Raw genomic sequence first — 15,398 nt, 5'->3', positions numbered from 1 at the left:
CGCAGCACGAGGAGTGTCGTTGACCAACACCACGATCACCGTGTTGCGTTTCGGGGGCCGCCGGCTGCCCCGCGCGCTGGCGTCCCTGGACCGCCGTGACGTCGACGATCCAGCCGCGATCGACGCCGCCGTCGCTGGGGCCTCGCGGGTGATCGTGGTGGGCTCGACGGCCGACCTGGCCGCGGTGCTGACCCGGCTGATGCGCCTCGACCGCCTCGACGTGGAGGTCGCCACAGTGTCGCGGTGGCGCGGCGCCCGGCGCGCGTTGACCGGTGTGGCACAACGCATTCCGCTGATCCGCGATGAGACCGGGACAGCGTTGGCGGATGCCGCGTTCTGGCTGCCGACCGACGAGGGCCGGGTGATCCGGGGCGAAGCAGTCGTCGACGACCAGGTGCTCTTCGACGGCGAGGTGACCGCGGTGCGGGTCGAGCCGATGGCCGTCATGCCCGGCCTGCGGGCGGCGGCGCTGACCGGCCGGATGCGTCCGCGGCGCTGGCTGACCGGGCGCGCCGTCCAACTCGGCACCACCGGCGCCCGGGTGGTGCGCGACGGCTCCCCGCTGCCGCGCGAGGTGAAACGCTCGGCCTTCTACCGGCACACCACGGGGTGGCTGCGGGTCTCGTGAGGGGCAGGTCGCGACGTGTCTCCGGTAGTTTCGTGAGGTGAGCGTTCGACCGCTGCGCCAGTCGGTGCGGCCCAGCCCCGTCTTCTTGGTGATCGTCGCGATCACGGTTGCCGGCGGGGTGCTGGCCTGGCTGGCCGCCGAAACCGTGCGGCCGCTGGCCTACGTCGGGGTGTTCATCTTCGTCATCGCCGGCTGGGTGGTGTCGCTGTGCCTGCACGAATTCGGCCACGCGTACACGGCCTGGCGCTACGGCGACCATGACGTCGCGATCCGCGGCTACCTCACCCTCAACCCGCTGAAGTACACCAGCCCGCTGCTGTCGCTGGCTCTTCCGCTGGTGTTCATCGCGCTCGGCGGCATCGGGCTGCCGGGCGGCGCGGTCTACGTCCGCACCTTCTTCATGACGCCACGGCAGCGCACCCTGGTCAGCTTGGCCGGGCCGGCAGCCAATCTGCTGCTGGCGCTCGTGCTGCTGGTCGCCACCCGGATGTTCTACGACCCGGCCCACGGCGTGTTCTGGTCAGCGGTGGCGTTCCTGGGCTTCCTGCAGATCACTGCCTTGCTGCTGAACCTGCTGCCGATTCCGGGCCTGGACGGCTACGGCGCGCTGGAGCCGCATCTGAGCCCTGAAACGCAACGCGCGGTGGCCCCGGCCAAGCAGTTCGGGTTCTTGTTCCTGCTGGTTCTACTGCTCGCGCCGGCCATGAACCGATGGTTCTTTTCGGTGGTGTTCTGGTTCTTCGACCTCTCCGGAGTGCCCGGCGGTCTGGCAGCGATCGGGTCTCAGCTGACCCGGTTCTGGTCTGCCTGGATCTGATCTCAGGCACCAAGCCGGGGGGCAGCGATCCCCGCCGTCGTTGCCCCCCGGCTCGGTCCATCCCCCGGATTGGCACCCTCAATTTATCCAGGGAACGACCGCTCGGCGGCGACTTGGCAAGAAATTTCCCGCTGCGTCAGTTGCGCGACATGACCCACTCGGAATCACGACGCTTGCAACATATGCACTTCTATGCATATATTTCTGGCATGGGAGCCGGACACGACCACAGCCACGGCGGTGACGCGCGGGTGAGCCGGATGCTGATCGCCGCGGGCATCCTGACCGTGTTCTTCGCCATCGAGCTGACCACCGCATTGATGATCAATTCGATCGCGCTGCTGGCCGACGCCGGACACATGCTGACCGACCTGGTCGCCATGTTCATGGGGCTGACCGCCGTGCTGCTGGCCCGCCACGGACCGGCTTCGGCGGCCCGCACCTACGGCTGGCACCGGGCCGAGGTGTTCACCGCCGTCGCCAACGCCGTGCTGCTGCTCGGTGTCGCGGCGTTCATTCTCTACGAGGCGATCGACCGGCTGGGCAACGCACCCGAGATCCCCGGCGTCCCGATGATCGTGGTGGCCGTCGCCGGCCTGGTCGCCAACCTGGCCGTCGTGCTGCTACTGCGCTCCCAATCCCAGGAGAGCCTGGCGGTCAAGGGCGCCTACATGGAGGTGGTGGCCGACACCGTCGGCAGCGTCGGCGTGCTCATCGCCGGCATCGTGAACGTGACGACGCACTGGCCGTACGCCGACGTGGTGGTCGCGGTGTTCGTCGCGATCTGGGTGCTGCCCAGGGCGATCGGGCTGGCCCGGGCCGCGCTGCGCATCCTGTCCGAATCGTCGCCCGCCCACATCGACGTCGACGAGCTGCGGGCAGCGCTGGCCGCCGTCGACGGCGTCACCGAGGTGCACGATCTGCACGTGTGGACCTTGGTGCCGGGCAAGGACATGGTGACCGCACACCTGACCAGCACCGGAGATTCCGATCGTGTGCTCGACGACGCCAGGGCGGTGCTGTCCGCCCGCGGGCTGGAGCACGCGACGGTGCAGGTCGAGCCACCCGGATGCGCCGACGACTGCCCCGGCCAGACCGACTGGTGAGCTAGTTGAACGCCCCGCCGCGCTGGCCCATCGGCCTGCGCGCGGCGATCAGCACCGCCATTCCCGTCACCGCAGGATGGGCCGCCGGGGTCATGGGCTCCGGACTGATCGCCACCCTCGGCGCGTTCACGTCCCGATTCGGCGGCGACCGGCCCTACGCCAACCGCGGTATCGAGCTTGCGACTGTCGCGATGTCTTTGGCAGCGGCCGTCGCCCTGGGCGGGTGGTCGGCCCAGGTGCCGTGGTTCGGGGTGCTGATGGTGTCACTGGTCGCCGTCGCCGCGGTGTGGCTGTGCAACGCACTGGCCGTCGGACCACCCGGGGCGTACATCTTCGTCGTTGCCTGCGCCGCCGGAATCGGTGCCTCCGCAGCCCATTTGACACCCTGGACGCTGGGGTTGCTGGTGCTCGCCGGGGGCGCGGTGGCATGGCTGGTTCAGATGGCCGGGGCGCTCGTCCATTTTCGCAAGCCCGAGCGTGCCGCGGTCGCGGCCGCCGCCGAGGCCGTCGCCGACTACATCGAGGCCGCGAACTCGCCGCGGGAACGCGCCGCCCGCCACCGCGCGGCCGCCGCGCTGCACCGCTCGTGGAGCGTGCTGGTGAATTACCAACCGCTGCAAGCCAGCCCGAGTAGCGTCCTGCACCGGCTGCGCGCCGCCAACCACTCGGTGCATGTGTTGTTCACGACCGCGGTGACCGCCGCCGCGCAGGGCGCCGCCGCAGCTCCCGAGACCGCCGCACTGGCCCGCCGACTCGGCACGCTGCAGTCGCCGCCAGAGGACGTCGCCACCCGCGACGCCGACCGGATACCGCTGGGCAGTCCGCCCGTGCTCACCGTGCTGCGCCGCGCGATCAGCCCGGGGTCGCCGGTCCGCCACATCATGCAGCGCGTCGCGGTCGGCGCCCTGCTGTCCGGTGCCGCGGCGATGGCCCTCGGCGTCGATCACGCGTACTGGGCGATGGCCGCCGCGGTGCTGGTGCTGCATCAGGGCACCGATCGCAGCCGCACGCTGCGCCGCGGCGGCGAGCGGCTGCTGGGCACCTGGGTGGGCCTCGCGCTGGCCGCGTTGATCCTGTCGCTACACCCGCACGACCTGTGGCTGGTGCTGCTGCTGGCACTGCTGAACTTCGTCATCGAGGTTCTGGTGGTCCGGAACTACGCGCTCGCAACGGTTTTCATCACCACTGCGGCGCTGACCATCTCGTCGGGCACGCATACGGTCGACGTCGCGCACCTTCTGCTGGCGCGCGGCATCGACACGCTGATCGGATGCGCGATCGGGGTGGCCGTCTACCTGGTGGCTGTCCGCTGGCAGGAGTCGACCCGCTTGACCGACGCGATAGCGCGCACCCTGGACGCGGCCGCGCAAGTGCTCCCCTACGTAGCAGCCGGTGACACCGTCGGGCTGGCGGCACGCGCGGCCCGACGGGATCTGCAGATCGCCACGATCGCGCTGATGGAATCCGACGAGGCCGCGAGGGCGGGGTCGGTACGGCAGCGGGAAGCTGCCGAGCAGTTGTTGCCTGCGGTGACCGCGACCGAGCAGCTGGCCTACCGCACGATCGCGGCCTGCTGGACCATCGAGCACCGCGCTGACGGCGTCGAGTTCGGCCGCTTGCTGTTCGGCGGCCGATCAGCACAGCAGCACGTCGAGGCGCTTGGTGCGCTCGCAACCGCGGTGCGCACCGGTGCTGCAGCGCCCGAGCGCGGCGATCCCCTGCCGTTCCTGGCCGACGAGGTCACCGAACTGCGTCAGTCGCTGGCCCAGGACCGTTAGGCCAGACCGAGTTCGACGCGCGCCGCCGGATCGCAGTCGTCGAGCAGGTCCAGGCAGCGGGCGAACTCGTCGGTCTCCCCGATGGCGTCGGCGGCCCGGGCCAGCGCCGCGACACAGCGCAGGAAGCCGCGGTTCGGCTCGTGGCGATACGGGACGGGACCGAAACCCTTCCAGCCGTTGCGGCGCAACTGGTCCAGCCCACGGTGGTAGCCCGTCCTGGCGTAGGCGTAGGCGGTGATCGCCTTGTCATCGGCCAGCGCTTCCTCGGCCAGGGTCGCCCACGCCACCGACGCGGTAGGGTGCGCCGCGGCGACGATGGCCGCCTTCTCCCCGGCCAGCAGTTCCGCTTCGGCCTCGATATCCCCAGGCAGCAGCACGGGCTCGGGGCCCAGAAGGTCACCAAACGATGTCATTGCCCTATTGTGCCGGTGCCGCCGCCCGCCGATGGCCGGACCCAACGGTTAGGGTCAGAAGCACCAGTACTTCAGGAGGACGGCAGCACCACATGTCGAACCCATCCGGGCCCGACCACGACGAGGTCACCGGACCCGTCGCGCCCGCCGGCGACGAGCAGGCTCCTCAGGAGACCGACCCGGCCACCGAGGTGTTCAGGGCCACCGAGCCGCCGGCCGAACGTCGTTTCACCGCACCAGGATTCGATGCGGGGTCGACGCAGATCATCCATCGCGAGCCCGATCCGGAAACCGAGATCTTCTCCACGCCGACCGAAGTCTTCCCGGCGTCGGGGCCGCCCCGGACGGGCCCGCAGGCCATCCCGCCGCGCCCGCCGGCGACCCGCAGGCGCAGCTGGGCTTTCGTGCTCGCGGTGATCGCGGTGATCGCCGCGCTGGCCGCGATCGCGGTGCTCGTCACCGTCCTGCTCACCCGCAACGACTCGGCAAAGGCGTCGCAGGAGAACATGGTCCGCGCGACCATCCAGAACTTCGACACCGCCGTGCAGAACGGCGACCTGGCCGCCCTGCGCGGTATCACCTGCGGCCAGACCAGGGACAGCTACGTCAAGTACGACGACGCAGCCTGGTCGGACACCCACGCGCGGGTGGCCGCGGCCCGGCAGTACCCGGTGGTGGCCAGCATCGACGAGATCGTCGTCAACGGCGACCACGCCGAGGCCAACGTCACGTCGTTCATGGCGTTCGACCCGTCGACGCGATCGACCCGCAGTTTCGACCTGCAGTTCCGCGACAACCAGTGGAAGATCTGCCAGGCGTCCTGAGTGATTCCGGTGCGCTAACCGCCGCTGAACGAACGGAAAACGCGCCGAAATCACTACTAGCCGGCTGACACGGACCGGCCGGCGCTGTGCAGGTCGTTGCATGCTTCGACGACGCGCTCGGCCATCGAAGCCTCGGCCTTCTTGAGGTAGCTGCGCGGGTCGTAGACCTTTTTATTGCCCACCTCACCGTCGATCTTGAGCACCCCGTCGTAGTTGGTGAACATGTGCGCGGCCAGCGGGCGGGTGAAGGCGTACTGGGTGTCGGTGTCGACGTTCATCTTGACCACGCCGTACTTCAGTGAATCCTCGATATCGGACTTCAGCGAACCCGAGCCGCCGTGGAAGACGAAGTCGAACGGCTTGGACCCCTCGGGCAGACCGAGCTTGGCCGAGGCCACCCGCTGGCCCTCGGCCAGTACCTCGGGCTTGAGCACCACGTTGCCCGGCTTGTAGACGCCGTGCACGTTGCCGAATGTCGCGGCCAGCAGGTACTTGCCCTGTTCACCGGCGCCGAGCGCCTCGATGGTCTTCTCGAAGTCCTCCGGCGAGGTGTACAGCTTCTCGTTGATCTCGGCCTCGACGCCGTCCTCTTCACCGCCCACCACACCGATCTCGATCTCAAGGATGATCTTGGCGGCGGCGGCCTGCTTGAGCAGTTCCTGCGCGATCGACAGGTTCTCGTCGATCGGGACCGCCGAGCCGTCCCACATGTGCGACTGGAACAACGGGTTCTGCCCCTTGCCGACGCGTTCTGCGGAGATCGCGAGCAGCGGACGAACCAGGCCGTCGAGCTTGTCCTTGGGGCAGTGGTCGGTGTGCAACGCGACCGTGATCGGGTACTTGGCGGCGACGACGTGGGCGAACTCAGCGAGGGCCACCGCGCCGGTGACCATGTCCTTGACACCGAGCCCGGACCCGAATTCAGCTCCGCCGGTAGAGAATTGGATGATGCCGTCACTGCCGGCGTCGGCGAAGCCCTTGATCGCCGCGTTGATGCTCTCCGAACCCACGCAGTTGATTGCCGGGAACGCGAACGAGTGCTCCTTGGCGCGGCCCAGCATCTCGGCGTAGACCTCGGGCGTGGCGATGGGCATGGCACTTCCTTCCGACTGTCCGGCTGACGAGGTCAGTATGACAAGAAGCCGATCGACTGGCACAGGTCGCTGACAGTGACGTCTCGGCGGTCACCGGTACCCTTGGGCCTCGTGACCACCACCACCCTGGCGCTCATGCCCGACTTCCTCGACCCGCTGAAGCTGATCGAGCAGTTCGGCACCTGGGCTCTGGTCGGCATCCTGGTCGTCGTCTTCATCGAGTCCGGCGTGCTCTTCCCCGTGCTGCCCGGCGACACCCTGCTGTTCGTGGCGGGCATGCTCGCCGCCGGGACCGCCGCACAGGGCGCCGACGTCAACGCCGACTTCCAGCTGTGGCAGCTGCTGCTGTTCATCCCCCTCGCCGCCGTACTCGGCGGCCAGGTAGGCTACGTCGTCGGCCGCTTCTTGGGCACCGCCATGTTCAAACCGAACGCGCGGATCCTCAAGCAGCGCTACCTCGACGAAGCGCATCTCTTCTTCGAGCAGCGCGGGCCGTTCGCGATCGTGCTCGCTCGTTTCGTACCCATCGTGCGCACCCTGGCCCCGATCACCGCAGGCGCGGCGAAGATGAAGTACACGGTCTTCACGCTCTACAACGTCATCGGTGCGGTGCTCTGGGGCGTCGGCCTGACGCTGCTCGGCTACGGGCTCGGGCAGTTCGCGATCATCCAGAAGCTCCTGGAACCGATCTTCATCCTCATCGCGGTCGCGTCGATCAGCCCGATGATCTGGGAGTGGTACAAGCGCCGCAGATCCTCCAAAGCGGCCGACCCGGTTGCCGAGTCGTAGGCGCGTCGGAGCCTAGATCGCGGCGCAGGCCCGGGGGCCGGCACACGCCCGTCGCGCCTATTTGCCGTGGTGGTCAGCCAATGTCCTCCGCATTGCTGACAAAGGTCCCTCGTCGCAGCTCGGGGGGCGCTCGCGGCTGGCGCCCAAGCGGACTCCCAGCTTCTGCACAGCGATTCTCACAGCAATGCCCGTTAGTTTGCGCTGATCGCATGAAAGGTCACAGCAAATGGTCAAGATCATCTTCAGTGGACTCCTAGCTTCGGCGGGCATCGGCATGGCCGCACTCTTCGGCGGGATCGGCGTCGCGTCGGCCGGCAGCCCCACTACAACGTTTGCCGTGCAGGACGGCGACAGCGGTGCCGGCGGCGCCAAGATCGACGCCGATGGCACCCAGGGCGACTACAAGTCGGCCGTCGACGGGACCATGAGCGGCCCGATCATGGTCGCCGCACCGCAGGACAAAGCCGTCCCGTAAACCCGCTCCGATTTTCCACAGCGGCCAGCGCCGCGAAAAGCTCCTCAATGCCGGCCAGTGAGTTCGCCGGCAGGAAGACGTCGCAGTACGGCAACGCGGCGGCCATCGAGCCGGCGAGGGGCTGAAAGCCCGGTGCCGCCGCCCGCGGGTTGAGCCAGATCAGCTGCGCCGCACGGCGCTTGAGCCGCGCCAATGCTTGGTCGACGACCTCGGGCGCATCGGCGCCCCAGCCGTCGGAGGCAATCATCACCACCGCGCCGCGCAGGGCGGCACCGTGGGGTGGCGCCAGCAGGTCCGCGATAGAGCGGCCCAGCTGGGTGCCCCCGTATCGATCGGTGACCTTGGCGTTCGCTTTGGCCAGCGCGACCTCGGGGGCGCGATGGGCCAAGACCGCAGTCAGCCTGGTCAGCGTCGTCGAGAACGCGAAAACCTCGGGGTGAAAGCCCGCCTGACGCAACGCCGCCGCCCGCATCAGATGCAGATAGATCGCCGCATACGGCTGCATCGACCGGCTGACGTCGCAGACCAACACCAATCGGCGTCGCCTGCGGCGCGGCCGCGTCCTGGCCAGCACCACGGGCTCCCACCCGGTGCTGCGGCAGGCGCGCATGGTGGCGCGAAGATCGATGCGCTTGCCGTGCCGACTCGATTCGGTGCGCAGAGTTCGCCGCGTCGGCCAGGCCGTGAGCGCGCGCTCCAACCAGGTCCCGATCGCGCGCAGGTCGGCCTCGTCGAACGTCTCGAACGGCTCCTCCGCACGCGCCACGATCCGGCTGGGCAACACGTCGGGAATCGGGGCAGCGTCACCCACCGGCTCGGCACCCCGTAGCGACGGCGGTCGGGTCGCCCACGGCAATCCCTCGGCGTGGGGACCAGTGTCGTCGCGGTGACCGGCCGCAGGAACAGGGGTGGCGGTCGCCCCTCGTTGCGCTCGCAGACTCACCGGATCGACGGGCAGGACGGCGTCGGCGAACACCGCCTCGAAGACGGCATCGAAAGGCGGAAGGTCTTCGACGCGGTTCACCAGGGTCAGGCGGGCTGCCCAGTAGAGCTGGGTCCGCGACGTCGGAACCAGCTCACGCATGGCGGCGACGAAGGCGGCGGGGCCGCTGGCCGCGACCGTCACACCACCGGCGCGCAGGCGGGCGACCAGTGCGGCCGCGAACGCGGCCAGGTCGACTCCGCGCAGCAGCGCGGGGGTGGTCACTCGGTGTGCCGCCGGCGCAGGACGACGACGAGGATCAGCAGCACCAGAGCAGCGACAGCGGCCGCCGCGTACTTGGTGACCGACGTGCCGCCGGCCAACTGGAGCAGGTCGATGGGCTCGGGTTCGGCAGCAGGGGCGACCCGTGGTGTCGCGGTGGCGGCCGGGGCGCCGAGAGCCTGCGCACCCGGGGTAGCCGGGGTTTCCACGACGCTCGCCGCGGCCGACTCGCCTTCACCGGCGACCAGCTTGGCCTCCAGCGAGTCGACGAACTGGCCGAGCAGTTTCTCCGATACCTGCTGGAGCATGCTGCTACCGAACTGAGCCAGCTTGCCGACGATCTTCAGGTCGGTTTCGACGGTCACCCGGGTGTGGTCACCGGACTCGTGCAGCTGCAGGACGACGGTGGCGGCGGCATTGCCCGTGCCGCGGGCTTCTTTACCGCGGCCGTCGACGACAGCGCGGTGCTGGGCCGCGTCGCGCTCGACGAAATGGGCCTTGCCGCTGAACTCGCTGGTCACCGGGCCGACCTTGACCTTGACCTTGCCGAGGAAATCCTCGCCCTCACGCCCGGTGAGCTGGGCACCCGGCATCAACGGGACCACCTGCTCCATGTCGCTGAGGACCTCCCAGGCCTGCGCGATCGGGACGCTGACGGTGAACTCGTTGTCGATCTTCATGGACTCTCCTCATCCGGTGGCCAGCTGGCCGCGGTACTCGTTGAACGCATCGCGCAGTGCTGCGCTGTCGTCGGGGGTCTTCGCCAGTGTGCTCAAGCCTGCCAGGGCGGTTGGGTCCACCAGATCGCCGACCCCCAGGATGACCAGCGCGGCCACCCAGTCGATGGTCTCGGCGACCCCGGGTGGCTTGTCCAGATCCAGCTCTCTGGCCCTGCCGACGAATTGGGTGGCGTGCTCGATCAGAGGCTCGGTCGCGCCGGGGACGCTTCGGCGCACGATGGCTGCTGCCCGGGCCGGCTGGGGATAGTCGATCCAGTGGTACAGGCAACGCCGACGCAATGCATCGTGCAGATCGCGGCTGCGATTGGAGGTGAGCACCGTCACCGGCGGCTGCTGGGCCACGAACGTGCCGAGTTCGGGGACCGTCACTGCGGATTCGCCGAGGAATTCCAGCAGCAGGGCCTCGAATTCGTCGTCAGCACGGTCGATTTCGTCGATCAACAGCACCGGTGGGGCCTGGCCCCGATGGCGGACGCAGGCCAGGATCGGCCGGTCCACCAGATAGGCCTCGCTGTAGAGATCGGATTCTTCGATTGCCGCTCCGCGGGATTCCGCGAGTTTGATGGCGAGCAGCTGTCGCTGGTAGTTCCAGTCGTAGAGCGCCTCGGCCGCCGTCAGGCCCTCATAACACTGCAATCGAATCAGTGACGTATTCAGCACGGCTGCAAGGGCTTTCGCGGCTGTGGTTTTTCCGACTCCGGGCTCGCCCTCGAGGAGCAGCGGTCGGTTCAGTGCAGCGGCGAGGTAGAACGCCGAGGCGGTGCCGTCGTCGAGCAGATAGCCGTGTTCGTCGAAACGACGGACGACGTTGTCGGTGCCGGTGAACCTCATGCCTGCCCAGCCGCGAAACTGCTCCGACAGCGTGGGCAGCAGAACCAGTAGTCCTGGTCCCCGATCTGCAGGTGCGGTGTATCCGGCTGGACGGCAACCGTCATCCCGCACACCGGGTCGACGACGGTGGTCGGTCGGTCCTGCCGCGGTGACACCGGCAGCCCGTCGCGGCGGATACCGGCGATCACCTCCGCGGCAATCGACACCGCGATCTCGGCGGAGGTCTTGGCGCCGATGGGCAACCCCACAGGTGTGTGCACCCGGGCCCGCTCGGCATCGTCGAGATCAAGAGATTCCAGCACCGACGCCCCCCGGACGCGGCTGGCCACCAGGCCGACGTAGCCGACGCCGGCGCGGAGTGCCGCGCGGATGGTTTCGGCTTCGGCGCCGCCGTGGGTCGCGATGACGACGGCGGTGGCGCCCTCGAAGTTCGGCACATCGTCACGGCGAACCTGGTAGCCGAGCACACCGCACACCCGAGCCAGATCTTCGGCGATGGGCGCAGCGCCGCAGATGTGCACCATGGGTGCCGGAAGCTGCGGTGTCAGAAAGATTTCCAGCGCTCCGCCGGACAGGCACGGGTTGACCACCACACTGGCACCCGGGGCGTCGGGAAAGTGGACGTCACCGTCGGGCAACACCCGCAGGAGCACGCTTTCGCCGGCCTGCAGCGCGCCGAGAGCAGCCTTGCGCACGGAGTTCTGCGCGCATTCACCGCCGACGAACCCTTCGATCGTGCCGTCGGCGAGCAGGATCGCCTCGTCGCCGGCGCGGGCCGACGTCGGCGGCTGCGCGCGCACCACTGTGGCATGCACGAAGGGCGTGCGCGCGTACAGCAGCTGTCTGGCTCGCTCGGAGATGGTCATCGGCATTCTCGGCTAGATCGGTGGGGTCGCGCGGCCTTGCATGGCCTCCCACACCCGCGACGGCGTCAAGGGCATGTCGGCATGGCGAACACCGAAGGGTGCCAAGGCATCCACCACTGCGTTGACGACTGCCGGCGGCGAACCGACGGTGGCAGACTCGCCGACCCCCTTGGCGCCGATCGGGTGATGCGGCGAGGGCGTGACGGTGTGCCCGGTCTCCAGGTGCGGCACTTCGACCGCGGTCGGGATCAGGTAGTCCATCAGCGAGCCACCCAGGCAGTTGCCTTCCTCGTCGAAGGCGATCATCTCCATCAGGGCCATACCGATTCCGTCGACGATGCCGCCGTGCACCTGACCTTCGATGATCATCGGATTGATCCGGGTACCGCAGTCGTCGACCGCCAGGAATCGGCGAACCTTCACCACAGCGGTTCCGGGGTCCACGTCGACGACGCAGAAGTACGCGCCGTACGGATAGGTCAGGTTCTCCGGGTTGTAGCAGACTTCGGCATCCAGCCCGCCTTCGAGGCCTTCGGGCAGATCGCCCGCGCCGTGCGCACGCATCGCGATGTCCTGGATGGTCACCGCCGCCGCCGGGTCGCCCTTGATGCGGAAGGAGCCCTTGTCCCATTCCAGGTCTGCCACCGACGCCTCGAGCATGCCGGAGGCGATGATCTTGGCCTTGTCGCGAATCTTGCGTGCCACCAAGGCAGCTGCCGCACCAGACACCGGGGTGGACCGGCTGCCGTACGTGCCCAGACCGAACGGGGTCTGATCGGTGTCGCCGTGCACCACTTCGATGTCGTCCGGCGGAATGCCGAGTTCCTCGGCGACGATCTGGGCGAAGGTCGTCTCGTGGCCCTGCCCCTGCGTCTGAACCGAAAGTCGCAGCACCGCTTTACCGGTCGGGTGAATGCGCAGTTCGCACCCGTCGGCCATGCCCAGGCCGAGGATGTCCATGTCCTTGCGCGGCCCGGCGCCCACCGCCTCGGTGAAGAACGACATACCGATGCCCATCAGTTCGCCGCGGGCCCGCTTCTCGGCCTGTTCGGCACGGAGTTGGTCATAGCCGATCATGTCCATGGCCAGCCGCATGGTCGCCTCGTAGTCACCCGAGTCGTACAACCAACCGGTCTTCGACTTGTACGGAAACTGCTCGGCACGAAGCAGATTCGCCAGTCGCAGCTGCGCCGGGTCCATCTTCAGCTCGAATGCCAGGCAGTCGACCAGCCGTTCGACGAAGTACACGGCCTCGGTGATGCGGAACGAACACGCATAGGCCACGCCGCCGGGTGCCTTGTTGGTGTAGACCGCGGTCATGTGGCAGTACGCGGCTTCGATGTCGTAGCTGCCGGTGAACACCCCGAAGAAGCCTGCGGGGTACTTGACCGGTGCGGCAACACCATTGAACGCACCGTGGTCGGCGAGCACCGAGGAACGGATCGCCAGGATCTTGCCGTCGCTGGTGGCCGCGATCTCCCCGACCATGATGTAGTCCCGGGCGAATCCGGTGGAGGTCAGGTTCTCGCTGCGGTCCTCCATCCATTTGACCGGCCTGCCCAGAAGCAGCGAACCCACGATCGCGCAGACGTATCCGGGGTAGATCGGCACTTTATTGCCGAAGCCGCCACCGATGTCGGGGGCGATGATACGGATCTTGTGCTCGGGCAGGCCCGCGACCAGGGCATAGAGCGTGCGGTGCGCGTGTGGGGCCTGGGTGGTCGACCACAACGTCAGCTTTCCGGTCACCGGGTCCAGGTCGGCGACCGCGCCACAGGTCTCCATCGGCGCGGGATGCACTCTGGGATAGACGATTTCCTGCTTGACCACGACGTCGGCCTTGGCGAAGGCCGCCTCGGTGGCAGCGGCGTCCCCGGTCTCCCAGTCGAAGCAGTGGTTATCGGTCTTACCGTCGAGATCCGTACGGATCACCGGCACCGATGGGTCGAGTGCGGTGCGCACATCGATCACCGGATCAAGGGGTCCGTAGTCGACGTCGATGAGCTCCAACGCATCTCGCGCAGAGTAGCGATCTTCGGCGACGACGAACGCCACTTCCTGCCCCTGGAAACGCACCTTGTCGGTGGCCAGTACGGCTTGCACGTCGTTGGACAGCGTGGGCATCCACGCCAGCCCCTTCTCGGCGAGATCAGCGCCTGTGACGACGGCCTTGACCTTGGGATGGGCCTGAGCGGCGGTGGTGTCGATGCTGTTGATCGTGGCGTGCGCGTAGGGCGACCGCAGGATCGCCAGGTGCAGCATTCCGGGCAGTTGCACGTCATCGACGTAATTGCCGCGGCCACGGATGAATCGGGGGTCTTCTTTGCGCAGCATCCGTCCGTAGCCGCACGGCTTCTGGTTGTTGTCGGCGGTGTCCTCAGGCCTGCGCTCAACGGTGGTCACGCCTGGACCTCCTGCCCGGAATGCGCTGCGGCCCATTGGACGGACCGGACGATCGTGGTGTATCCGGTACACCGGCAGATCTGCCCCGAAATGGCTTCGCGGATCTCGTCTTCGGTCGGGTTGGGGTTGCGGTCGAGCAGCGTCCGCGCGGTGATCATCATGCCCGGGGTGCAGAACCCGCACTGCAGGCCGTGGCACTGCATGAAGCCTTCCTGCACAGGGTCCAGCGTGGCGCCGTCGGCCAGTCCTTCCACCGTGCGGATGTCGTGACCACCGGCCATCGCGGCCAGCATCGTGCACGACTTGACCGGTTCACCGTCCACCGCCACCACGCAAGTGCCGCAGTTCGACGTGTCACAACCCCAATGGGTTCCGGTGAGCCGCAACTGATCGCGTAGGAAGTGCACCAACAGCACCCGGGGTTCGATCTCGGCGCTGACCTGCTCGCCGTTGACGGTCATGGTGACGTGCATCAGTTGGTCCTCCCCTTTCCGCGGGAGCCGGGCTCATTGCGGACACGCTCGACTGCGATACGAAGCGTACGAATGGTCAGCTCGGAGGCCAGGTGGCGTTTGTAGTCGGCTGTGCCACGCTGGTCGGTGGCGGGCTCACAGGCCACGGCCGCCAGTTGGCCTGCCCTGGCGAACGTCTCCTCCGTCGCCGGGGCGCCGGCCAACGCATCGCGGACCGCGGACAGCCCGTCGGCGTCGGCATTGACCGCGGTCAACCCCACCCGCCCGGCGACGATCTGGTCCCCGTCGAGCGTCACCGCGGCGCCTGCCGCGGCGACCGCCCAGTCCCCGACGCGGCGCTCCACCTTGGCGTACGCGCTGGAGGTGTTGTGGCGTACCGGGACTCGCACCTCGGTCAGGATCTCGTTGTGCGCCAGCGCGGTCTCGTACGGTCCGAGGATGAAGTCATCGATGCCGATCTCCCGCCGGCCGGCCGGCCCCCGCGCCACGATCACCGCGTCGAGGATCTCGCACACCGTCGACAGGTCCTCGGCGGGGTCGGCCTGACACAGCGATCCCCCGACCGTGCCGCGGTTGCGAACCACCGGGTCGGCGATCACCCGTTCGGCGTCGGCGAAGATGGGGCAGACCTCGAAGAGAGCGGCGGAATCGAGCACCTCCCGGTGCCGCGTCATCGCACCGAGCCGGACCAGCGTGGGTTCCACGGTCACGTAGCCGAGTTCGCCGGCGAGGTCGTTGATGTCGATCAGGTACTCAGGGTTGGCGATGCGCAACTTCATCATCGGCAGCAGGCTGTGCCCGCCGGCGACGACGAACGCGCCGTCCCCGAGCCGGTCCAGCAGGCCGACGGCGTGGTCGACGCTGGTGGCTCGTTCGTATTCGAAGGGACCAGGAACTTGCATGTGACCGACCTCACGTCCGCCGAAGGGGACCTCAGTGTCTGCCGGTCAGACAGGT

General features: G+C 68.2%; 16 protein-coding genes. 7 read left to right on the top strand and 9 right to left on the bottom strand.

What is annotated here, in order from left to right:
• The first annotated feature begins 19 nt into the window (after positions 1-19).
• From Y900_RS15455 to Y900_RS15440, 4 genes are all read left to right on the top strand, one after another.
• Positions 20-628 (top strand): hypothetical protein, encoded by a 609-nt coding sequence (locus tag Y900_RS15455; protein ID WP_036346871.1) that lies wholly within the window; start codon positions 20-22, stop codon positions 626-628.
• Positions 629-665: 37 nt separating this feature from the next.
• Positions 666-1,445: a site-2 protease family protein gene (locus Y900_RS15450; RefSeq protein WP_036343014.1), complete on the top strand. Its 780-nt coding sequence runs from the start codon at positions 666-668 to the stop codon at positions 1,443-1,445.
• A 209-nt stretch (positions 1,446-1,654) separates the two neighbouring features.
• Positions 1,655-2,551, top strand: coding sequence for a cation diffusion facilitator family transporter (locus tag Y900_RS15445; protein ID WP_036343012.1), 897 nt, complete (start codon positions 1,655-1,657; stop codon positions 2,549-2,551).
• Between the two features lie 5 nt (positions 2,552-2,556).
• A complete protein-coding gene (locus Y900_RS15440) occupies positions 2,557-4,329 on the top strand; it encodes an FUSC family protein (RefSeq protein WP_051660082.1) in 1,773 nt (590 codons plus the stop codon).
• Here the strand turns inward: Y900_RS15440 and Y900_RS15435 are convergent.
• Positions 4,326-4,742: a DUF3151 domain-containing protein gene (locus tag Y900_RS15435; protein WP_036343010.1), complete on the bottom strand. Its 417-nt coding sequence runs from the start codon at positions 4,740-4,742 to the stop codon at positions 4,326-4,328. The two genes, Y900_RS15440 and Y900_RS15435, sit on opposite strands and share 4 nt — an antisense overlap.
• A gap of 92 nt (positions 4,743-4,834) precedes the next feature.
• Here Y900_RS15435 and Y900_RS15430 point away from each other — a divergent pair, with 92 nt between their 5' ends.
• Positions 4,835-5,566, top strand: a complete 732-nt coding sequence (locus Y900_RS15430; protein ID WP_036343008.1) for an Rv0361 family membrane protein — start codon at positions 4,835-4,837, stop codon at positions 5,564-5,566.
• Between the two features lie 56 nt (positions 5,567-5,622).
• Here Y900_RS15430 and fbaA read toward each other — a convergent pair whose 3' ends face one another.
• On the bottom strand, positions 5,623-6,660 hold the full coding sequence (fbaA, locus tag Y900_RS15425) for a class II fructose-bisphosphate aldolase (RefSeq protein ID WP_036343006.1): 1,038 nt from the start codon (positions 6,658-6,660) through the stop codon (positions 5,623-5,625).
• A 135-nt stretch (positions 6,661-6,795) separates the two neighbouring features.
• Here fbaA and Y900_RS15420 point away from each other — a divergent pair, with 135 nt between their 5' ends.
• A complete protein-coding gene (locus Y900_RS15420) occupies positions 6,796-7,449 on the top strand; it encodes a VTT domain-containing protein (protein WP_051660400.1) in 654 nt (217 codons plus the stop codon).
• 226 nt (positions 7,450-7,675) lie between these two features.
• Positions 7,676-7,924, top strand: a complete 249-nt coding sequence (locus tag Y900_RS15415; RefSeq protein ID WP_036343002.1) for a hypothetical protein — start codon at positions 7,676-7,678, stop codon at positions 7,922-7,924.
• Here the strand turns inward: Y900_RS15415 and Y900_RS15410 are convergent.
• From Y900_RS15410 to Y900_RS15380, 7 genes are read right to left on the bottom strand one after another with little or no spacing between them, the layout of a single operon-like run.
• Entirely contained in the window at positions 7,887-9,131 is a 1,245-nt protein-coding gene (locus Y900_RS15410) for a vWA domain-containing protein (RefSeq protein ID WP_051660081.1), read from the bottom strand. The two genes, Y900_RS15415 and Y900_RS15410, sit on opposite strands and share 38 nt — an antisense overlap.
• Positions 9,128-9,808 (bottom strand): SRPBCC family protein, encoded by a 681-nt coding sequence (locus Y900_RS15405; protein WP_036342999.1) that lies wholly within the window; start codon positions 9,806-9,808, stop codon positions 9,128-9,130. Before Y900_RS15405 ends, Y900_RS15410 begins: the two co-directional genes overlap by 4 nt.
• A gap of 9 nt (positions 9,809-9,817) precedes the next feature.
• Positions 9,818-10,699 (bottom strand): AAA family ATPase, encoded by an 882-nt coding sequence (locus Y900_RS15400; RefSeq protein WP_036342998.1) that lies wholly within the window; start codon positions 10,697-10,699, stop codon positions 9,818-9,820.
• Entirely contained in the window at positions 10,696-11,565 is an 870-nt protein-coding gene (locus Y900_RS15395) for an XdhC family protein (protein WP_036342997.1), read from the bottom strand. Before Y900_RS15395 ends, Y900_RS15400 begins: the two co-directional genes overlap by 4 nt.
• 12 nt (positions 11,566-11,577) lie before the next feature.
• Entirely contained in the window at positions 11,578-14,004 is a 2,427-nt protein-coding gene (locus tag Y900_RS15390) for an aerobic carbon-monoxide dehydrogenase large subunit (protein WP_420329767.1), read from the bottom strand.
• On the bottom strand, positions 13,965-14,441 hold the full coding sequence (locus tag Y900_RS15385) for a (2Fe-2S)-binding protein (RefSeq protein ID WP_036342996.1): 477 nt from the start codon (positions 14,439-14,441) through the stop codon (positions 13,965-13,967). The genes Y900_RS15390 and Y900_RS15385 overlap by 40 nt, the downstream gene beginning before the upstream one ends.
• Positions 14,441-15,343, bottom strand: a complete 903-nt coding sequence (locus tag Y900_RS15380) for an FAD binding domain-containing protein (RefSeq protein ID WP_036342994.1) — start codon at positions 15,341-15,343, stop codon at positions 14,441-14,443. Before Y900_RS15380 ends, Y900_RS15385 begins: the two co-directional genes overlap by 1 nt.
• Between the last annotated feature and the right edge of the window lie 55 nt (positions 15,344-15,398).

The sequence above is a fragment of the Mycolicibacterium aromaticivorans JS19b1 = JCM 16368 genome, from assembly GCF_000559085.1.
GTDB classification, from domain to species: Bacteria; Actinomycetota; Actinomycetes; order Mycobacteriales; family Mycobacteriaceae; genus Mycobacterium; species Mycobacterium aromaticivorans.
This window is presented reverse-complemented; position numbering and strand designations above follow the sequence as displayed.